Annotated in this window: 3 protein-coding genes (1 of these 3 only partly in view); all 3 read left to right on the top strand. The window is 56.3% G+C overall.

What is annotated here, in order from left to right:
* Tightly spaced (each overlapping or abutting the next), the 3 genes in view from ACU0FH_RS08220 to ACU0FH_RS08210 form a layout consistent with a single transcriptional unit that may run on beyond the window.
* On the top strand, positions 1-7403 hold the 3' portion of the coding sequence (locus ACU0FH_RS08220) for an SDR family NAD(P)-dependent oxidoreductase (RefSeq protein ID WP_446194181.1). The gene continues 130 nt to the left of window position 1, outside the view; the window shows 7403 of its 7533 coding nt (coding positions 131-7533); the start codon falls outside the window, past its left edge; the stop codon is at positions 7401-7403.
* The gene (locus ACU0FH_RS08215) at positions 7400-13963 is read left to right on the top strand and encodes a type I polyketide synthase (RefSeq protein ID WP_446194180.1); all 6564 of its coding nucleotides are present in this window, start codon (positions 7400-7402) and stop codon (positions 13961-13963) included. Before ACU0FH_RS08220 ends, ACU0FH_RS08215 begins: the two co-directional genes overlap by 4 nt.
* Positions 13960-20325 carry an SDR family NAD(P)-dependent oxidoreductase gene (locus ACU0FH_RS08210; protein ID WP_446194179.1) on the top strand — a complete coding sequence of 2122 codons (6366 nt, stop codon included), beginning with the start codon at positions 13960-13962 and terminating at the stop codon, positions 20323-20325. Before ACU0FH_RS08215 ends, ACU0FH_RS08210 begins: the two co-directional genes overlap by 4 nt.

Here is a 20325-nt window from a genome sequence, read left to right as displayed (position 1 = left end):
TGGGGTGCCGGGTGCCCGGTGGTGGAGATAACCCGGCAGAATTCTGGAAGTTATTGCTCAATGGTACCGACGCTATCAGCGAGGTACCTCGGGATCGGTGGGACCATGATGCGCTCTACGATCCAGACCCTAGCGCTCCGGGAAAAATCTCCACACGTTTCGGGGGTTTCCTGTCTTCTGTTGATCGCTTCGATCCTGGGTTTTTCGGTCTGGCCCCTCGCGAGGCACAGGGGCTTGATCCGCAACATCGGCTGATGCTTGAGGTCTGCTGGGAGACGCTGGAGCATGCTGGTCAAGCCGCTGACAATCTTATCGGTAGCGCTACTGGCGTTTTTGTCGGCGCAGCTGGAAACGATTACAGCTATGAGCAACTGAAGACACGTGATCCTGCGCTTTTGGACGCGCATTTTGCGTCTGGGATTGCCCACAGTACGCTGAGTGGCCGGCTGTCCTATATCCTTGGTCTTCAAGGCCCTAGTGTCACGATCGACACGGCCTGTTCTTCCTCACTGGTGGCTGTGCACTTGGCTTGTCAGGCCCTTCGAACAGGTGATTGTCGCATGGCATTGGCGGGGGGCGTCAATCTGATCCTCGGACCGGATATCTTTACGGCCTTGTCGCAGGCCCGGATGCTGGCCCCTGATGGGAAATGCAAAGCTTTTGGCGCGGGTGCCGACGGGTTCGGGCGCGCAGAAGGTTGCGCGGTTGTCGCTCTCAAGCGCTTGTCCGATGCACGCGCAGATGGCGACCGGATCATCGCTCAGATCCTTGGCAGTGCTGTCAATCAAGACGGGGCAAGCAGCGGTTTGACGGCGCCGAATGGCCCGGCTCAGGAAGCGGTGATCCGCATGGCGCTGAAACGCGCCGGAGTCACACCTGAAGAAGTTGGTTATGTCGAAACGCACGGCACCGGAACTTCCCTTGGTGATCCCATCGAGGCTGGCGCTCTTGCGGGCGTGTTCCGTAGACATTCCAAATCCAATCCACTTTTGATCGGTTCCGTAAAATCCAATCTCGGACATTTGGAGGCGGCAGCCGGTGCTACCGGTCTCATAAAACTGGCTCTGTCTTTGCAGAATGGACTCATCCCCGCCAGCCTGCACGCTTCGGAACCAAGCCCTCTGATCGACTGGGACAACATGCCGATTTCCGTATCCAGCCAGCTTCACGAATGGCAGGCTCGCAATGGTCGGCGTATCGGCGGTGTCAGTTCGTTTGGCTTCAGCGGGACAAATGCTCACATCGTGCTCGGAGATGCAGAGCTCGCGCCCGGCGACGATTTTGGTATTCCTAACGTACCTATGATCCTGGGTCTGTCTGCCGCTACCGAAAACGGGGCAATTAGTGAATTGGCAAGAGCTTATGCTCTGAAGCTGGCTAATCCTAAAACCAACGTTGCTGACTTTTGCTATACTGCAACGGCAGGCCGTGCACAGCTAGCGGTGCGGGCAACCGTTACCGGCGCCGATAGCGCCGAGCTTTGCGAAGGTCTTCGGGCTCTTGCACAAGGGCGCAGCGCAAAAAATGTTTCTGGCCCCTCGCCAGCACCTCGCGATCCACCCAGAACCGCGTTCTTGTTTACCGGGCAAGGTGCTCAATACGCTGGAATGGGCAAAAGCCTGTACGACACGGAACCTGTGTTTCGCGCGGCGTTTGACCGTTGCGCTGCCGTGCTTGACAAAGAACTCGAGATACCGCTGAAGACACTCGTGTTCGAGGCACGTGATGACAGGCAAATTAACCTGACAGGAAACGCGCAACCGGCACTTTTTGCGATTGAATACGCTCTGGCCGAATTTTGGGATGCCTTTGGCGTCAGGCCCGATATCGTGGCAGGCCATTCGCTGGGTGAGATCGTGGCAGCGACCATTGCGGGCGTATTCTCCCTTGAGGATGCGCTGCGGCTGGTTACCGCGCGGGGGAAATTGATGCAGGCGCTTCCGGCAGGTGGCTCCATGGCAACCGTGTTTGCGCACGAAACGAAAGTTCAACACATACTGGATGCGCTTGCCAGTACCGCAGTGATTGCGGGCGTGAATAGCCCGACCCAGACCGTCATTTCCGGCTTGACCGAGGATATTGCCGGCGCTTGCGAGAAACTCGAAGCCGCTGGAATATCTACCCGGCCTCTTACTGTTTCTCATGCCTTTCATTCGTCGCTTATGGAACCAGCTTTGGATGATTTCGAAGCAGCGATCAAAGACATTCACATGCAGCGTCCGCGACTTCGGATCATGTCTAATGTCACCGGCCAACCGGTGACGGATGAGATCGCGACAACACAGTATTGGCGGCGACACATGCGAGAGGCTGTGCGTTTTGGCGATTGTCTGAACAATATTGCTGCGCTCGATCCCGGCCTCGTCATCGAAATTGGTCCGCATGGAACGCTGCTGCCGCTGGCGGTCGAGATATTCGACGAAACCAGCACGACAGTCGCTGCAACACTACGGCGCGGCAAAGACGACCGAACCGCTCTTTTTGCGACGGTATCAGATGCTTGGCGGGCAGGCGTTCAGATCAACTGGCGCGCCGTCAGTGGACCCGGCAGACGCATCGTGGATGTGCCGACCTACCCGTTCCAACGCGAGCGGTACTGGTTTCGTGCAAACAAACGGATCGCGACCGGCGACACGACTGAAGTGCATCCATTGCTTGGCGAAAAACTACAGGTCGCCATCGATGGCCACAGTGTTTTCCAAAAGCGCCTGATGGCCGATGACCTTAACCATATCGCCGATCACGTGGTTCACGGACGTTGCATCGTTCCGGGCGCATCCATGATGGAGATGGCCTATGCCGCCGCACAGTTCACGCTTACCGGGCGGTACAGCCTCGCGGATCTCACGCTGCTGGAACCGCTGGCACTCGTCTCGCAGGAAGAGATGTTGATCCAGACAGTCGTCACTCATGACGAAAGTGGTGGCCGTTTGGACATACTGTCTTCCGAAAGTGACTCCGGCGCATGGCGACGCCATGCCTCCTGCCGGATTGTGCCGGAAAGTACGATCTCACGGAACGTATCGACAGCGGACCTTCGAAGCTATGAAAATGATCCCAGGGATGGGAAGACCCATTACGCCGATATGTCGGCACGCGGCTTTAATTTCGGCCCCAGTTTGCAACGGGTTGAACAGATTTTCCGTAAAGGAGAACGTGAAGCCCTCGGAGATGTGAGCCCTCGCGATACAAAAAATCGCTACTTTTTCGATCCTGCACAGCTAGATGGCTGCCTTCAGGTCATCGCTGCGGCTCTTCCTGCGGCAACTGATGAAGCTACTGCATACCTTCCGTTTTCTATCGGCAGTGTATCGATTTTTCGCAGCCCCGGCCCCGGTCTGCGTGCGTTTGCCCGGACAGAGCCAGCAGGCAGATCAGCCGACCCGACCCTGCGAGCGTCCGTCACGATCACAGATGATGATGGACTTGTGGCAGAGCTGTCTGACATCGTCTTGCGCGAAACCCGACAGGGACCAACGGACGCCTTCTATGCCGTCGATTGGACTGTACTTAGATCGCCAACTTCTATGCCTTCTCCCACAAGTCTGACCGCTGATGCGCGCAAAATTCTTGGTTCGTTTTCGGAAGAATTGGATCTTGCCGGGTACGATGCCGCGAACACAGCGCTTGATGATCTAACGACCATTTGGATCTCTGATTGTCTTCAGAACCTTGGCTGGGTGCCAAAGATCGGTGATAAGGCAACGTTGGAAGGCCTCGCCAGACAACTTTCGATCCCCAAGCGCCTCTGGGGGCTACTCGCGCGTTTTTTTGAAATCTTGACAGAGGATGGAATTCTTCGGCGCGATCAGGAGTCTTGGGTCGTTCTGAACAAGCTGGTTGAGGCAGATCCAATTCTTGCATCCAAAGCGGCCCTCGCAAGACACCCCCATGCCCAAGTGAAGCTTCGGTTAATGGAGAACTGCGGTCCGAACCTGCCAGAAATTCTGCGGGGCGCTCGCAACCCGGTATCCGACTTGTTCCCGAGCGGCGACCTTTCGATTGCCCGCGAGCTTTACCGCAATAGTCCCGAGTCGCTTGCATTCAACGGCACAATTGCCGCTATTGTCCAGAATCTCTGCAAAGCGCACTCTGGGTCAGATGAACCTTTGCGCATTCTCGAGATCGGCGGAGGTTCGGGCGGAACCACGGCAACGGTGCTTTCCCAACTCGAGGGCATGAATTTCTCCTATACGTTCACGGATATCGGTCCGGCGATGGTTCGTGAAGCCGAAACCGAGTTCGGCAACCGCAACGGTATGAATTTCCGCACGCTCGACATTGACGACGACCTGTCGGCGCAAGGCATCACTCGCCAAAGCTATGACTTGGTCATTGCCGCCAATGTCCTGCACGCCACCACTGATTTGCGGAAAACAGTGGAGCGTGCGGGTGACGCGTTGGCGCCAGGCGGAATGATGTTGCTATTGGAAGTTGTCGCTCCGGAACGATGGGTTGATGTTACCTTTGGTCTGACCGAAGGCTGGTGGTTTTTTGAGGACAAGGAGCTGCGCCCCAACTACCCGCTGATTGACGCCAAAAAATGGATCGCTCTTCTTGAGGACTGCGGGCTTGAGGCAGAGAATCTATCTGGTTCTATTCCTTTGTCACGGCAATCAATTTTTGCTGCGCGCAAGCCGATTTCAAAAGTTGGGAATACCAACGAAAGATGGCTTATCCTCGCTGATGGCGCAGCAGGCAAAGCCGCCGCAGAACACCTTGCTATAGCGAGCATTTCAATCGAATTGCGAAGTTTGCCTAGCGAATGGAATGTCGAATACGATGGATCCTTCGACGGCGTTCTTGATCTGAGACCGCTTGGGGCTGACATGAACGACGGCGGGCCCGAGCCACCTCTTTCAAGTTTGCGAGAAACCGTTCAGCAACTTGTTCGGAACGGCCCGGCCGACGACATGCCGCGCCTTGTCGTCGCGACCTGCCAAGCTCAGAGGATCAGGCAGTGCGATCGTCCAGATCCGGCCCAGGCTGCACTCTGGGGCATGGTTCGCGGCTTGCGAGCGGAATTTCCGGATTTGGACACGACACTCATCGACCTTCCACAAGACAACGACGGAAAACCAATCCTGACTGAACTTGCCGACGTGTTGTGGGGGCTTGCAGGTGAAACAGAAGTTGCAGTGCGTGACAGAACTCGACATGCGTCCAGGCTTACGGCAATCGCTCCCGTCTCGCCCAATCACCACAACGTAGCACTTAGGAAGTCGCCAGACGGTGTACTTGAAAATCTGCAACTGGTGCCGGTGCCAGAACCGCGCCCGGGGCCGGGCGAAGTGCTCGTTGAGGTCCTCGCCGCAGGTCTCAACCTTCGTGATGTAATGAATGCGCTTGATATGCGTGACGATCCCGAACCGCTTGGCGGTGAATGTGCGGGTATCGTGCAGGCTGTCGGCGATGAGGTAGAAGGATTGGAGGCAGGTGACCGGGCGGTTGGCATTGCGACCGACTGCTTTGCAAACCGCGCAATCGGGCGTGCTACTGAGCTGACGCATATTCCGTCCGGAATGTCTCCGGTCGAGGCCGCTACCCTGCCGTTTGCATTTATGACAGCCCATCACGCCTTAATAGACATCGGCAAATTGCGTGCAGGGGAATGGGTTTTAATACACGCTGCTGCCGGGGGGGTCGGATCGGCGGCAGTTCAGATTGCTCAGGCAGCGGGTGCCCGGATTATCGCGACCGCAGGCAGCGAAACCAAACGGAGATATTTGCGGGCGGCCGGGATCGAACATGTTTTCTCATCTAGGGAGACAACTTTTTCGGAAAGAATTCTAAAAATTACCGGTGGTAAAGGGGTCGATTTAGCGCTGAACTCTCTCTCGGGGTCGTTCATTGACGCGACAGTTGACTGTCTGGCCAAAGCGGGACGGCTTGTCGAGATCGGTAAGCGCGATCTCTGGACACAGAGCAGATTTCGCGAGAGCTGCCCCGAGGGGGATTATCACATTCTCGATCTGTCCAAGATCCGCACAGCGTTACCTGAAGTGTCGGACGCCTTGTTTTCCAAGGTGATGAAAGCAGCGCGCGATGGTACAATCCGCCCCCTCCCCGTCACCAGCTTTCCGCTGGCCCAGGCAGGCGAGGCGTTCGAATACATGGCGCAGGCAAAGCACATTGGAAAGATCGTGCTACTGCCGTCTCATAAGCATCAAGGTTTCGCAAAACTGAACCCGGAAGCAAGTTACCTGATCACCGGAGGAACGCGTGGGCTTGGGCTTGAAACAGCCCGTGAAATGGTCCGAGGAGGCGCTCGCGCTCTCATTCTGGTTTCAAGAAGTGAACCTGAAAGTGCAGCCTCTGATGTCCTGGAGGAGTTGCGCTCACAAGGAGTTCGTATCGAGACCTATCAGGTAGATATTTCTGACCGAGCGGCAGTTGCCATTCTCTTCGAAAACATCAAGCGCGATCTGCCACCGCTACGAGGCATTGTGCAGTCAGCCGGGCAGCTATCGGACGCAAGCGTTCTGAACATGACACGCAAGGAGTTTGGCGTACCGCTCAAAGCAAAGGTAGACGGGAGCTGGAACCTGCATCTTGTAAGCCTCTCATGCGAGCTGGACTTCTTCGTGCTCTATTCATCCGTTGCCGGAACACTAGGCTCAGCAGGCCAAACCAACCATGCGGCAGCAAATGCTTTCTTGGACGCGCTCGCGCAATATCGACAATCTCTCGGGCTGCCCGCAACAAGTATTGCTTGGGGCGCATGGTCCGAGGCTGGCATAGCTGCCGAGATTTCGGCTGACCAGACTGCGGGCAGACTGGGCATTCGCCCGATCAAGACCTCGGCTGGTTTGGAAATGGCGCAGGCCGCAATCACGTCTGGTCGGGCGCAGGTTATGGCTTGCCCGATGGACTGGAAGACCTTCCGCGCCCAGCGACCTGACATGAGCGCTTCGCCATTTCTTGAACGATTGGGCCAATCTTCGTCCGAACTTCGGAAGACGGCTAAACTTCGAACACCCCCTGCCCGTGTGATTGATGAATTAACCACCGCAAACGGGGCGGCGCGGCGCAGTATCGTATTGGAGTTCGTCGCGGAACAAGTTGCCTCAACGCTCGACTTGGTAAATCAGAACGACATCGACATTGATCGACCCTTACGCGAGATGGGCCTCGACTCGCTCATGGCAGTGGATCTTCGCAACAAGCTGTCCGCTGGCATGGGGAGTAACCTCAACCTCCCTGCTACGATGGTCTTTGACTATCCCACAGTGACAGCGCTTGCTGATGGACTGCTAGGCCGGCTTGCAGCGACTCTGCCTGAGGAAACCAAACCCGCGTCTGCCGTTAAGGAAACCGGTGCGGCCGACATCGAAAATCTTGAAGACCTGAGCGAAGACGAAATCGAGGCCCTCTTTGTCACTGCCACGGGAGGCTCGGCGTGAGCGATTTCCTCAAAAGGATCAGCAGTTATTCTCCCAAGCGACTGGCGCTTCTTGTGGCGCAGCAAAAAGCCCGGATTGATGCACTGGAACTGCGGTCACCGATCGCCATAGTTGGAATGGGCTGCCGCTTTCCCGGCGGGGTCGATACGCCTGCTGATTACTGGTCGCTGATCAAACGAGGCGCCGAGGCGATCACCGAGGTGCCCTCGGATCGCTGGGACGTCGACGCCTATTATGATCCGGACCCGGACGCTCCTGGAAAGACCGCAACCCGGTGGGGCGGCTGGATCAAGGACATCGACAAGTTTGACCCGCAATTCTTTGGCATAGCACCTCGCGAAGCACAGTCTCTGGACCCGCAACAACGTCTCTGGCTGGAAGTCGCTTGGGCCGCATTGGAAGACGCCGGTATTCCTGCAAAGTCTTTGTTTGGTACAAGAACTGGCGTGTTCTGCGGTGTCTCAGGCAATGACTATCACGGTATACTTCGCGATGCGGGGCATGCAGATTATGACGCTTATACCGCCTCCGGAATTGCCCACTCGATGGCATCTGGCCGTTTGTCCTATGTGCTTGGCACGACTGGACCAAGCGTTTCGGTGGATACGGCCTGTTCTTCTTCGCTGGTTGCGATCCATCAGGCCGTTCAAAGTCTTCGGCAAGGTGAATGCGATGCCGCACTGGCGGGTGGCGTCAACCTGATTTTGACGCCCGAAACGACAATTGCACTGTCTCGTTCGCACATGATGGCACCCGACGGACGTTGTAAGACGTTCGACGCGAGAGCCGACGGGTTTGTGCGGGGCGAGGGATGCGGTGTCCTAATGCTCAAGCGATTGGCGGACGCTCAGAATGACAAGGATCGCATCGTGGCGGTTATCTCTGGGTCGGCCATCAATCAGGATGGCCGCAGTAACGGATTGACCGCTCCGAATGGCGTGGCGCAGCAAGCGGTGATCAAGGCTGCACTTGAGGATGCAGGTGTTGAACCCTGCCAGATCGGATTTGTGGAAACCCATGGAACCGGCACAGCGCTTGGCGATCCGATCGAAGTACACGCCTTGGGTGCAACGCTTTGCCCAAGTTCAGAGCGTGAGGAACGGTTGCGGCTAGGCTCGGTAAAATCGCAGATCGGACATCTTGAATCCGCGGCGGGCGTAGCCGGAGTGATTAAGGCTGCGCTGTCCATAAGCAATCGGTTCCTGCCGGGCCAAGTCAACCTGAAAGAACTCAACCCACTGATAAGCTGGGATGATCACGCACTTGAGCCGCAGCGCGTGAACGAGCCATGGCCCGACAGCTTACCTTTGCGGGCGGGTGTCAGCTCCTTCGGGTTCAGTGGCACGAATGTGCATGTTATTGTTGAAGCTGCACCGGCATCGAACGCTTCGACGACCTCGGCGAATGAACGCCAGCATCAAGTGCTGACCGTTTCGGCGCGAAGCAGTAGCAGTCTCGCCAATTTGATCGAAGTGCGGCGCGCCGATCTCGCCGGCACCGAAGAACTGGCCGACATCGCTTACGTCGCAAACGCTGGTCGCGATCATTACGCGCAACGTATTGCCGTCGTCGCACAAAGCACTGCAGAAGCGGATGCCTTGCTGAAAGCGCGGGACCGAACAGATGCGCGCTATGCAGAAGGCGTGATTCCTCAACGTACGCCAAAGCTGGCTTTTGTCTTCAGTGGCCAAGGTGCCCAGTATGCGGGTATGGCCTCTCGGCTTTACGCAAGCCATCCCGTTTTCCGTGCTGAAATCGACCGCTGCGCCGCGATCTTGGAAGGCAAAATTCCAGTGCCACTTCTAACGGTGCTGGAGGGTTCGGCGGTCGAGGTAAACAAGACCGCTGTTGCTCAACCCGCTCTGTTTGCTGTTGAATGGGCCTTGGCCAAACTTTGGAGAAGCTGGGGCGTTGAGCCCGACATGGTGTTGGGACACTCACTCGGCGAATACGTGGCAGCCTGCGTCGCCGGAGTATTTTCTCTCGAAGAAGCACTCCATCTTGTCGCGACACGTGGCGCACTAATGCAATCGCTTGAGGAGCCCGGCGCAATGTCGGCGTTAAGGATGACGCCAGAGGCCGCTGGCGTTCTGATAGCTCCTTGGCGCGGACAGATTGACATTGCCGCGATCAACGGACCGCAAGATATCGTCATATCCGGATCACTCGACGCGGTAGACGCAGCGGATACAGCGGCAAAAGCACTCGGCATCATCCCAAAGAGACTGCATGTTTCGCACGCCTTTCATTCGCCTCTTATGGACCCGATTTTGAGAGAATTTGAAGCTGCGGTCAGCGCCTGCAGCCTTTCCGTCCCCGCGATAACGCTGATCTCAAACCTGTCCGGAAAGACTACATCGAACGAAATTTTGCAGGCGAGCTACTGGCGCGAACATGTGCGCTCACCGGTACGCTTCGCCGACGGACTCCAAAGTGCCAAAACAGCGGGCGCGCGCATATTTCTCGAAATCGGTCCGCACCCGGCTTTGTTACCAGTGGGGCAGGCCAACCTCGAACCGGACCGTACGACTTGGTTGACCTCCCTGCGTCGCGAACATGATGACCTGCAGGAAATGTTGTCGACGTTGGCCAAGTTGTATGTGGCCGGTGTAGACATAGACTGGCGCGCCTTTGAGGCGCCTTGGTCACGGGAGCGGCGTCGGATTTCAGGTTATCCGTTCGAGCGGGCGCGCTATTGGATAGATCCGCCTTCCATTCCTAAAGAAGAAAACGCCATGACTGGTCTGCCGGGCCGTGAAATCGTGCACTCGCTCGGTGATACTCGGCTCTTTGAGATCGACCTGAATCCTGCAGCACTGCCATGGCTATTCGATCAATCAGCGCATGGCCGTTCGATGCTGCTGTCAACGTACCAGATGGACTGGGCTTGGCAGGTAGCACAACTGCATTTTGGTTGCAAACTGGTCGAAATTCGTGATTTTCTTCTCCGCCGTACGCTTATTCTGACCGAGGGCGAAGTTCATAAGTTGCAGCTTTCGATGATCCCGAAAGGTGAGACTTCAGCCAGTTTTCGCATCTCCGCAAGGAAGACCGAAAATAACTGGGTTACGCTATGCGAAGGTTCGCTCGGTCCCGCATCTGATGTTTCTCCCGCTGAGGTAAGTTCGCATAAGGCGACGTCTCCGATACCAGTCAACGAATTCTACGCGAACCTTGGGTCGCTCGGCATCAACGTCGGCGAAGCATTCAAGATGATTGACACCTTAAAGGCAGGCAATGGTCTGGCGGTCGGCGATATCACCGTCTCCAAAGTATCCGGCCCTCAGTTCCTTGCAGATCCGGTCTCAACCGACACTGCTTTGCAGGTGATCGGCGCGGCTCTGGATCTCCCCAACTTGGACGATCCCTACATGATCTTCGGAGCCGCGCGCGTTGTATGGCACGCGCCGCTTACGGACAGGTTTCGAAGCAAGGTGAGGGTTTCACAATCCGGGGAAACGAACAGCCTTCTCGCAGACGTCTGGCTGGTTTCTCCAGAGGGCGCGCCTCTGGTGTCTTTCAAGGAGGTCACCCTGCGAAAAGCCAGCGCGAATGATGTAGGAGGGGAAGCCGGGTTATCAGACGTCAAACGGATCGTTCAAAAGGTTGTCTGGCGTCCTAATAGCGTTCCAACTCGACCGTCCGAATTGATGAAGTTTGCGGCCCCTTTGCTAAAATCTTTGTCCGCGACTCTTAAACTTGAAACTGATTATGCGAACTTTCTTCGCCGATTGGATAGTCTGTCCTCAGGCTTTATTGAAGCCGCTTTAGAGAATCTCGGTGTTCCGCTTGCAACGGGCGACCAGCTTGCAGCGGCCGACATAATATCTGGCGTGCGTGTCCTGCCGAAGTATCAGCGCTTGGTAAATCGTATGCTGGAAATACTTGCGGAAGACGGCACCCTGACACCAGCAGGCGATGCTTATGAAGTTGTAAGGCCCCGCAAACGCCGTGATATGCTGGCAGTGGCCGCCCGGTTGCTGAAAGATTTCCCTGAATGTGCCGCTGAAATTGAATTGACTCAGCGCTGCGGCAGCGCTTTGGCAGAAGTTTTGCGCGGCCGAACGGATCCGTTGACCCTTCTGTTCCCAGAGGGCTCACTTGAACTTACCCAAAACCTGTACGAACTTTCGCCGCCTGCGCGCGCCTATACAGCTGCCTTGGCCGAGATGGTCGGTCAGATAGCAAGAAACTGGCCTAAAAACCGCCGCCTGCGCATCCTTGAGATCGGGGCTGGTACGGGCAGCGCCACGGCGCGTATCCTCGAACAACTTGGCGATCAATCAACCGACTACGTTTTCACAGATATTTCGCCACTGTTCCTGAATCGGGCGCGAAGCCGTTTTGTGCAGTACGACGGAATGGACTTTCGTCCGTTGGATATCTCTATGCCTCCAACCGAGCAGGGATTCGCCCGAGGAAGTTTTGACGTGATCCTTGCTGGCAACGTCATTCACGCAACCCCTGACCTTGAAACCTCTCTCGGCCACGTCCGCGACCTTCTGGCCCCAGAAGGTGTCTTGCTCATGCTCGAAGCGACCAAGCCTCAACGCTTCGGGGACCTGACTGTTGGAATGCTGGAAGGCTGGTGGGCCTATGAGGATACTTCACGCAGGTCATACGCGTTGCTTCCGCTGCCGGAATGGCTGGCACTTTTCGAGGAAATGGGGTTCCGAGAGGTCGAGTTCCTTCCGGCAGGTGAGGCAAAAGGCGCCTTGGCAGAACAGACGATTCTCGCCGCAAGGCGGCCGGCTGAATCGAGCTCAACTGCTCGCTGGGTCATTTGTACCGGCGGTAACCTTGAACAATCTTTGAAGACTGCGTTGGAGGCTTTGGGCGATGAGGTATTGATCGCATCCGACAGCCTCATATTGCGCGACTATCTATACCAGGGTTGTGTGGAAGGGATAATTCATCTTGGTGCGCTGGATGCGACGACAGATTTGGAGATGAGCACCAATTCGGTAATGGACGGTCAGAAAAAGCTATTCGAAGACCTGCTTGGCACGGTTCATACTGTAACAGCCGCTTCTGGTGCTTCTCCACAGCTTTGCATAGTGACTCGCGGTGGCCAGGCGACACATGACGGCGCTGACGCCGAACCCGCACAGGCAGCAGTCTGGGGCTTCACACATTCGCTAGCACTTGAACATCCAGAGATGGCTGTCAGGCGAATTGATCTTGATCCAGATGCAGACAATGACGAGAAAGTCTCCGCCGCCGAGTTAGCGGCTGCGGTGCGCTACGCGACGGACGAGGACCAATTCGCGCTACGCGGCAGCGCAAGACTGGTTCGACGGCTGGCTCCGGCTGGTAATTCTCTAAGCCTCACAGACCCAGGTGTTACCACGGTTGGTACCTGTCTCATAACGGGCGGGCTTGGCGGTCTGGGCCTGGCTACAGCGGAATGGCTTGTAAACCAAGGCGTCAAGCATATCGCGCTTCTGGGTCGGTCGGAGCCGAATTCGGCGGCGCAGAAACAAATCGACAAATTGACCGCAAGTGGTGCGGAGATCCTCGTATTGTGTGGCGATGTGTCGAACCCTTCCGATGTAGAGCGTTGCCTCGAGGAACTTGCAGAGGCGCTGCCGCCGGTGGCTATCTCTATCCATGCGGCGGGCGGACTGGCTGACGCTGCGGTGCTCAATCTTGATTGGCCGCAGATCCAAAAGGTGATGCAGGCAAAGGTCGCCGGGACATTAAATTTATTGCATTCTTTGCCAAAATCAGCCCGTTTCATCATGTTCTCTTCGGGTGCATCGGTAGCCGGATCGGCCGGGCAGGCAAACCATGCAGCCGCCAACGCCTTCGAGGATGCGCTGGCATACCGGCTGCGTGCGGCAGGCCGAGATGCAGTGACAATCAATTGGGGGTTATGGGCTGACATCGGTGCAGGCGCGCGCCAGAGCAGCCGTGGTTTCCAGTCATTGCTCCCTATTGACCCGAAGGTCGGATTGAAGGCGCTCGGCGCAATTCTGGCAAGCTCCAAACAGATTGGGCCTCAGGTGTGCGTCATTGATGCCAATTGGCGGGATGTCGCTATCGGGCAATCAGCAAGATTGTTTGCCGAGTTGACACCCGAAGTTACACCATCGGCCCCTGATGAGAAATCGACGCTAAATAAGGATGCGATCAGTGGTCCATTTGATCTCCCCGCGCTGATCGTAGCAACGCCCCGAAATAGGCAGCGCACCGTCCTCGAAGGTGCGGTACGTGATTTTGCGCGCAAAGTTCTGGGACTCGCTCCCGAAGATAGTATCGACATAAATGAGCCTCTCCAGCAGCGAGGACTCGACAGTCTCATGGCCGTGGAACTGCGAAACCTGCTTAACATCGCTTCTGGTCTACAACTGCCCGCGACAATCACGTTCGAATACCCCTCAATTGCAGCGCTCGCCGAGTACATCGGTGAAAAGATCACGCCCGATCAACAAAACACGCGAGTTAAGCCACCAGAGAAGCACCAGGAAAAACTAAACGTTGAAACAGCGTCTGAAGAAGACCTCGCGGCACAACTTGCGCTCCAACTGGATCGACTAGACAGGACCTTTAATTCATGAGCGACAAACCAAGCCCCGACTATCACGGACTGCTGCAACGTTCTGTCGTCACGATCCAGCGCCTTGAAGAAGAACTTTCGCAACTCAAGGCACAGAACTCCGAACCGATTGCCATTGTCGGAATAGGATGCCGCTTTCCCGGCTCCGCCAACACGCCGGAAGCCCTGTGGGAACTACTAAGCGAAGGCCGCGATGTCGTGACGGAGGTGCCGCCACATCGCTGGAACATTGAATCGATCTACGACCCCGATCCGGATGCCCAGGGCAAGACTTATGCCCGCTGGGGTGCCTTCCTTGATGACGTAGAAGGTTTCGATCCGGCTTTCTTCGGCATTACACCACGAGAGGCCATCAGCCTTGATCCTCAGCAACGCCTTTTACTTGAGGTTACGTGGGAAGCACTCGAAAATGCCGGCATCGCGCCAGCCTCGCTTTCGGGTAGTAATACCGCAATCTATGTCGGCATGACCGCGCACGACTATGCGATGCGTTCCGCCAAGTTTCAGGGCGAGTTGACCGCCGACGCATATGAAGCATCGGGTTCGTCCCATTCTATCGCCTCTGGCCGTTTGTCCTATTTCCTTGGGGTGCATGGCCCAAATTTCGCGCTGGATACAGCCTGCTCATCGTCAATGGTGGCCATACACGAAGCAGTCCGTGCTTTGCGAAATCGCGATGCAGACATGGCTCTTGCGGGTGGCGTGACGCTCACGCTATCGCCGACCGGCTCCATCCTGACGGCACGTGCACGGATGATGTCGTTCACAGGTAAATGTCATACCTTTGATGCTTCTGCTGACGGTTATGCCCGCGGCGAAGGCTGTGCAATGATCGCCCTGAAACGTCTGAGTGATGCGCAGCGCGACGGAGACCGGGTTGTCGCCGTCATTAAAGGGAGCGCAATCAATCAGGATGGGCGCAGTACCGGTATGACTGCGCCAAATGGACGTGCCCAAGTTGCGGTTTTACGCGCCGCACTGAAGGACGCAGGGCTGGATCCTTCGGATATCTCTTATATAGAAGCTCACGGTACCGGCACATCCCTCGGCGATCCAATCGAGATCAATGCGCTTGGCGAAGTCTTTGGAAACCGTCCGAAGGACGCGCCACTTGTGGTTGGCTCATTGAAGACGAACATCGGCCACACAGAAGGCGCTGCCGGAATTGCCGGAATAATTAAAGCCGCACTCGCTCTTCAGCATCGGCAGATTCCGGCCCACCTCAATCTTGAAAATCCCAACCCCCTGATCCCTTGGGACAGTCTTCCTATTAAGGTGCCTGACAGGCTCACACCTTGGGTAGCACCGAACAACGGCAAACTTCGGGCCGGTGCCAGTTCATTCGGATTCAGCGGCACCAATGCGCATATCATTCTCGAAGAAGCGCCGTCAATCGAGGAGCAAAAGCCATTGGCGGAACGGTCGCACACCATCCTGCCGATGACCGGACGCAGCGATAAGGCACTGGCATCGATCGCTGGACAGTTGGCAAACCACATACGCTCACACCCGAACGCCAGCGTATCTAAATGCGCCGCGGAACTCTCTCTTGGTCGATCGCATTTGAACCGGCGGATCGCCTGCGTCGTATCAAACCAGGAAGACGCGCTGGCAAAACTCGATGGCATCGCAAAGGGCGATTCCCTGACCGGCGTAGAGCGCGGTTCGGTCCCCGGCGGCAGCGCACCCGAAGTGGTCATGATGTTCACTGGCCAAGGTTCACAGTACCCCGGTATGACCCGAGATCTATACGCCCGCGAACCCGTGTTCGGTACCGCCCTTGATAGATGCGCAGCGGAATTGGACAGGCAACTTCCGCGCCCGCTTTTGGACGTAATTTTCGACGAAGATGCGACCTTGCTGAATGATACAGCCTACACACAACCAGCGCTCTTCGCGGTAGAATGGGCACTGTTCCAGCTTTGGGAAAGCTGGGGTGTAGAACCTGCGGCGGTCATTGGCCACAGCGTTGGGGAGTATGTGGCCGCCTGCGTGGCCGGCGTCTTTACACTTGAAGATGCAATACGATTGATAGCGACCCGCGGTCGCCTGATGAGTGAATTGCCGCGCGATGGAACAATGGCTGCGGTTTTTGCCGATGTCGAAACGGTTCGCCCTGCTCTCAAGGGGTACGAATCCGCTTGCGGTATCGGCGCGATCAACACACCGTCGAACACGGTTGTTTCGGGCCGTCGCGAAGCCGTATCTGCCGTGCTCAAACGGTTACAGAGCGATGGCATCACCGGACAGGAGCTTACTGTGTCGCACGCCTTCCATTCACCGTTGATGGAACCGATGCTAGATAGCTTCGCGGCAGTTGCCTCGGAAATACATTATAATTTTCCAGAAATATCGCTCATCTCAAACCTGAACGGAAGAATTGCAGGACCGGAGATTGCCGATCCCGATTACTGGTCGCGTCATATAAGGCAACCTGTAAATTTTGCCGAGTCTATCACAACATTGCTGCAGTCCGGTTTCCAAACGTTTCTCGAGGTTGGACCTTCGGCAAGTCTGATTGGCATGGCAAGACAATGCGGAAAATCCGAAAAAGCACACTGGGTGAGTTCCTTGCGCAAGGGTTGCAATGATAACGAAACTCTAAAAGGAGCTGCAGCCGCGCTTTATGTGCACGGCCAAAAATTGAACTGGGAAAACCTGCTCGGCGGCGGTCTATCTCCCGTATCACGCCAAGCCTTGCCAACCTACCCGTTTCAACGTGAACGCTACTGGGCGGAATTCGACGAAAATCAGACCGCTGTTACGACACGGGGAAACCACCCATTTCTCGGAAGTTCCAACCCCGGACCTGTTCAAGTATTTCAGGGCAGCATCGGAATTTCGACAGATGCATGGCTGGAAGATCATCGTATCTACGATCATGCACCTTTCCCTGCAGCCGGGTTCATTGAAATGGCGTTAGGCGCGGTTAAAGAGGCAACCGGTTCCTCGATGCTTGCGTTGCAAGACATCGAGATTCGCAATGGATTGATCCTGCCAGAGGACGACAGCGTCGAGGTGCAAGTTGTCGTAAATACCGAAGGCTCCTCCAGCCAAAGCGATATCCGGATCTATAGCCTGCCCCCATCCGATGGCGAAGAAACCTCTCAATGGCGGCTGCACATGCGAGCCAAGCTAACTGAAGCCAAGACACCCAAAGATGGACTCGCACTGCCGGAAATTCCCAGATCCGCGACCCGCATTGATACAAACGACTTTTATGGCTGGTTGGTTTCGTTTGGCATCGATTATGGCCCGGCTTTCCGCCCGCTCAGCGACATACGCTGCTTTGGGGCCGAAGCCTGGGCACAGATCGAACTGTCAGACAGCTTATCGGACAAGGGATTCATAGCGCATCCCTCTCTGGTCGATGGCTGCGCTCAGTTGCTCGGCGCGCTCTTGTTCGAGTCTGAGAAAAGTGGCGATGCATACATGCCCGTTGCTATGCGTGATTTTCAGGTATTAGCTCCGGTGCCTCGCAAAGTGCATTGCCATCTAACCCAGCGCGAAACGGCCGAAGCAGATCAGTACGAATGCGATTTCAATCTCTTTGATGGCGAAGCGAATGCGGTTCTGTTTGCAAGGGGATTCCGCTTTCAGCGCGTCAAGCGCAGCACCCTGCGTCGTATGCTCGGGGCGCAGGATCGTGGCGAGTGGCTTTCCGACATCACTTGGAAAAGTGTGCCACTACCAGAAGCGCCAGTTGATCAGTGCATCGGTAAATGGCTGATCCTTGCCGATGAGTCAGGAACGGGCGAAAAGCTTGCAAATCGGCTGCGTGCTGCCGGCGGCGAAATCTGCATAGCTCGGCAGGGACCTGAACTTGGGATCGGCGACCCCAAAACTACGGTTAGTGGGCATAACAAAGGGAACATCGAAAAACTGCTAGAAGACGCAGGCCCGGTAACAGGTATCCTGAACTTTTGGCCTTTGGATGCCCATAGGCATGACGCGCTTCTCGGCACGGCCCTTGGTCTGGCGCAAGCTGTTCCGGATGGGACAAGGCTGTGGTTCGTCACGCGTGGTAGCCAGTCCATCTTTGGCGAGCCTCCGAACCTTGCGCAATCGCCAGTGAATGCCTTTGCCGGCGTCGTAGCATCAGAAAGACCTGAAATTCATTGTGTCCGTATCGACCTCGACCCAAGAATTTCGGAAAGCGAAATCGAACAGTTATTCCTTTCAGTCAGCAACCCGGATGACGAGGATCAGACGGCATTTCGCGGCGACTCGCGTTATGCTGCGCGCCTCGCCCCGGGACGTACCTTACCTTCTGCTGGCGAAGAATCCGTAATGCTCGACATCACCAAGCGTGGGATGCTGGAAAACCTGACGTTGACCAAGGTAAACCGCATACCACCAGGTCCGGAGCAGATCGAGGTGCGAGTCCGCGCCACTGGGGTCAATTTCCGTGATGTCTTGAACACGCTTGGAATGTATCCCGGCGATCCCGGACCGCTGGGAAGCGAATGCGCGGGCGTCGTAACCGCTCTAGGTCCCAACGTTACCGAATTTGGCATTGGTGACAAGGTCGTGGCCATGGCAGACAGTAGCTTTGCCACCTATGTGACGGTGGATACCGCGCTGGTGGTTCCCAAGCCTTCCAATCTTACTATGGCGCAGGCGGCGGGTGTGCCAGTTGCCTATCTAACTGCTGGTTATGCGCTCAAAACACTTGGAAATGTCAAACCGGGCCAAAAGGTTTTGATCCACGCCATAACCGGTGGGGTTGGCATGGCCGCGACACAAATCGCTCTCAATATGGGCGCAAGGGTCTTTGGAACTGCCGGCACACCAGAAAAACGTGCTTTGGCTCTTGAACTGGGCGCCGAAGGCGTCGGCGATTCCCGCTCCCTGTCGTTCGTGTCGGACCTGCAGGATGCGACCGATGGCACAGGATTCGACTTTGTCCTCAATTCGCTCGGGGGCGAGTTCATTCCTGCCAGCCTTGGCCTTTTGTCGGAAAGCGGTTGCTTTGTCGAAATCGGCAAGACCGACGAATGGGATCAGGCTCGTATTGACAAGGAATATCCGGGACGCAGCTATCATCAGCTTTATCTGGGTGACATCACGGCTGCGGACGCTGGGTTGGTGCGCGGCCTGCTACAGGAAGTCTACGATCAGATGGCAAAGGGTGCACTCACGCCAATGAGCCATCGAGCCTGGCCGCTTGAACAGGCTCAGGATGCTTTCCGTTTCATGGCCCAGGGACGTCACACCGGCAAGATTGTTTTGACACAAACCCAGCCTCAAGGAATTTCCGCCGACGGGAGCTATCTGGTTACTGGCGGTTTGCGAGGGATCGGATTGCGAACAGCCAGATGGCTTGCCGACTCCGGCGCTCGCAACCTCATCCTGATCAGCAGATCCGGCGAAACTGCAGATGCCAAGCTGGAAATCGACAAGCTTAGAGGGCTTGGTGTGACGGTCCTCACGCGCGGCGTCGATGTGGCGGACAAGGATGCAATGGCAGAGGTCATAACCGAAGCGCAACAAAAGATGCCCCCGCTTCGGGGTATCATACATGCCGCAGGTGTCCTTGATGATGCGATGATTTCGGAAATGACACCCGCACGCATTCACAAGGTCATGGGCCCAAAAGTTGACGGTGCTCTTGTTCTGCATGCACTGACAGCGGAGCAGGATCTGGATTTCTTCGTGATGTTTGCCTCCGGTGCAGGATTGATGGGTGCGGCCGGGCAATCGAACTACGCCGCCGCCAACGGCTTTCTTGACGCCTTCGCGCACTGGCGGCGTGCGCAAGGTCTCCACGCGCTGAGCGTGGACTGGGGAAGCTGGGCCGAAATCGGCATGGCATCAGAGGTCGACGATCGGCACCACAAACGCTGGGAAGCCATGGGCCTGAAGATGATCCAGCCCGACGAGGGCGTAGAGATGCTGGCAGATGCATTATTTGGCAGCCCGTCGCCGCAGGTTGGTATCGTTCCGATGAACCGTTCCAAGCTGCCGTCCACCTCGGGACCGCTATTCAAAGATATCATCAAACAGACAACGAAAGCGGAAAGTGCCCCAGAAGAGGATGTACTGGAAAAGCTTGCCGCAGCGAGTAGCGATGAGCAGCCGGGGCTACTGGCCGATTGGTTGGCGGACCAGATTGTTCGTGTTCTGGCTCTTGAACCGGGAATGGCCGACCAGCGGGATCGATCTCTGATGGATCTCGGCATGGATTCCCTGATGGCGATGGAGCTTCACAATCGGTTGCGTACCGGTCTTGCCCAGACGATTCAGGTCAGCGAACTCCTCAAGGGGCCAACTGTAAATGATCTGACCGAAATGTTGCTGAAGGACTTGAACGGCCCGGACCCGGCCGAGGGCGAGGGTGAACGAGAAGAGGCTGAAATCTGA

This window comes from Heliomarina sp., from assembly GCF_052826185.1.
The sequence above is the reverse complement of the archived record's forward strand: the minus strand, read 5'-3'. Positions and strand labels throughout refer to the sequence as shown.

Coding starts and splice junctions, on each gene's coding strand:
- ACU0FH_RS08210 (WP_446194179.1), top strand. CDS start 13,960: ATGAGCGACAAACCAAGCCCCGACTATCACGGACTGCTGCAACGTTCT.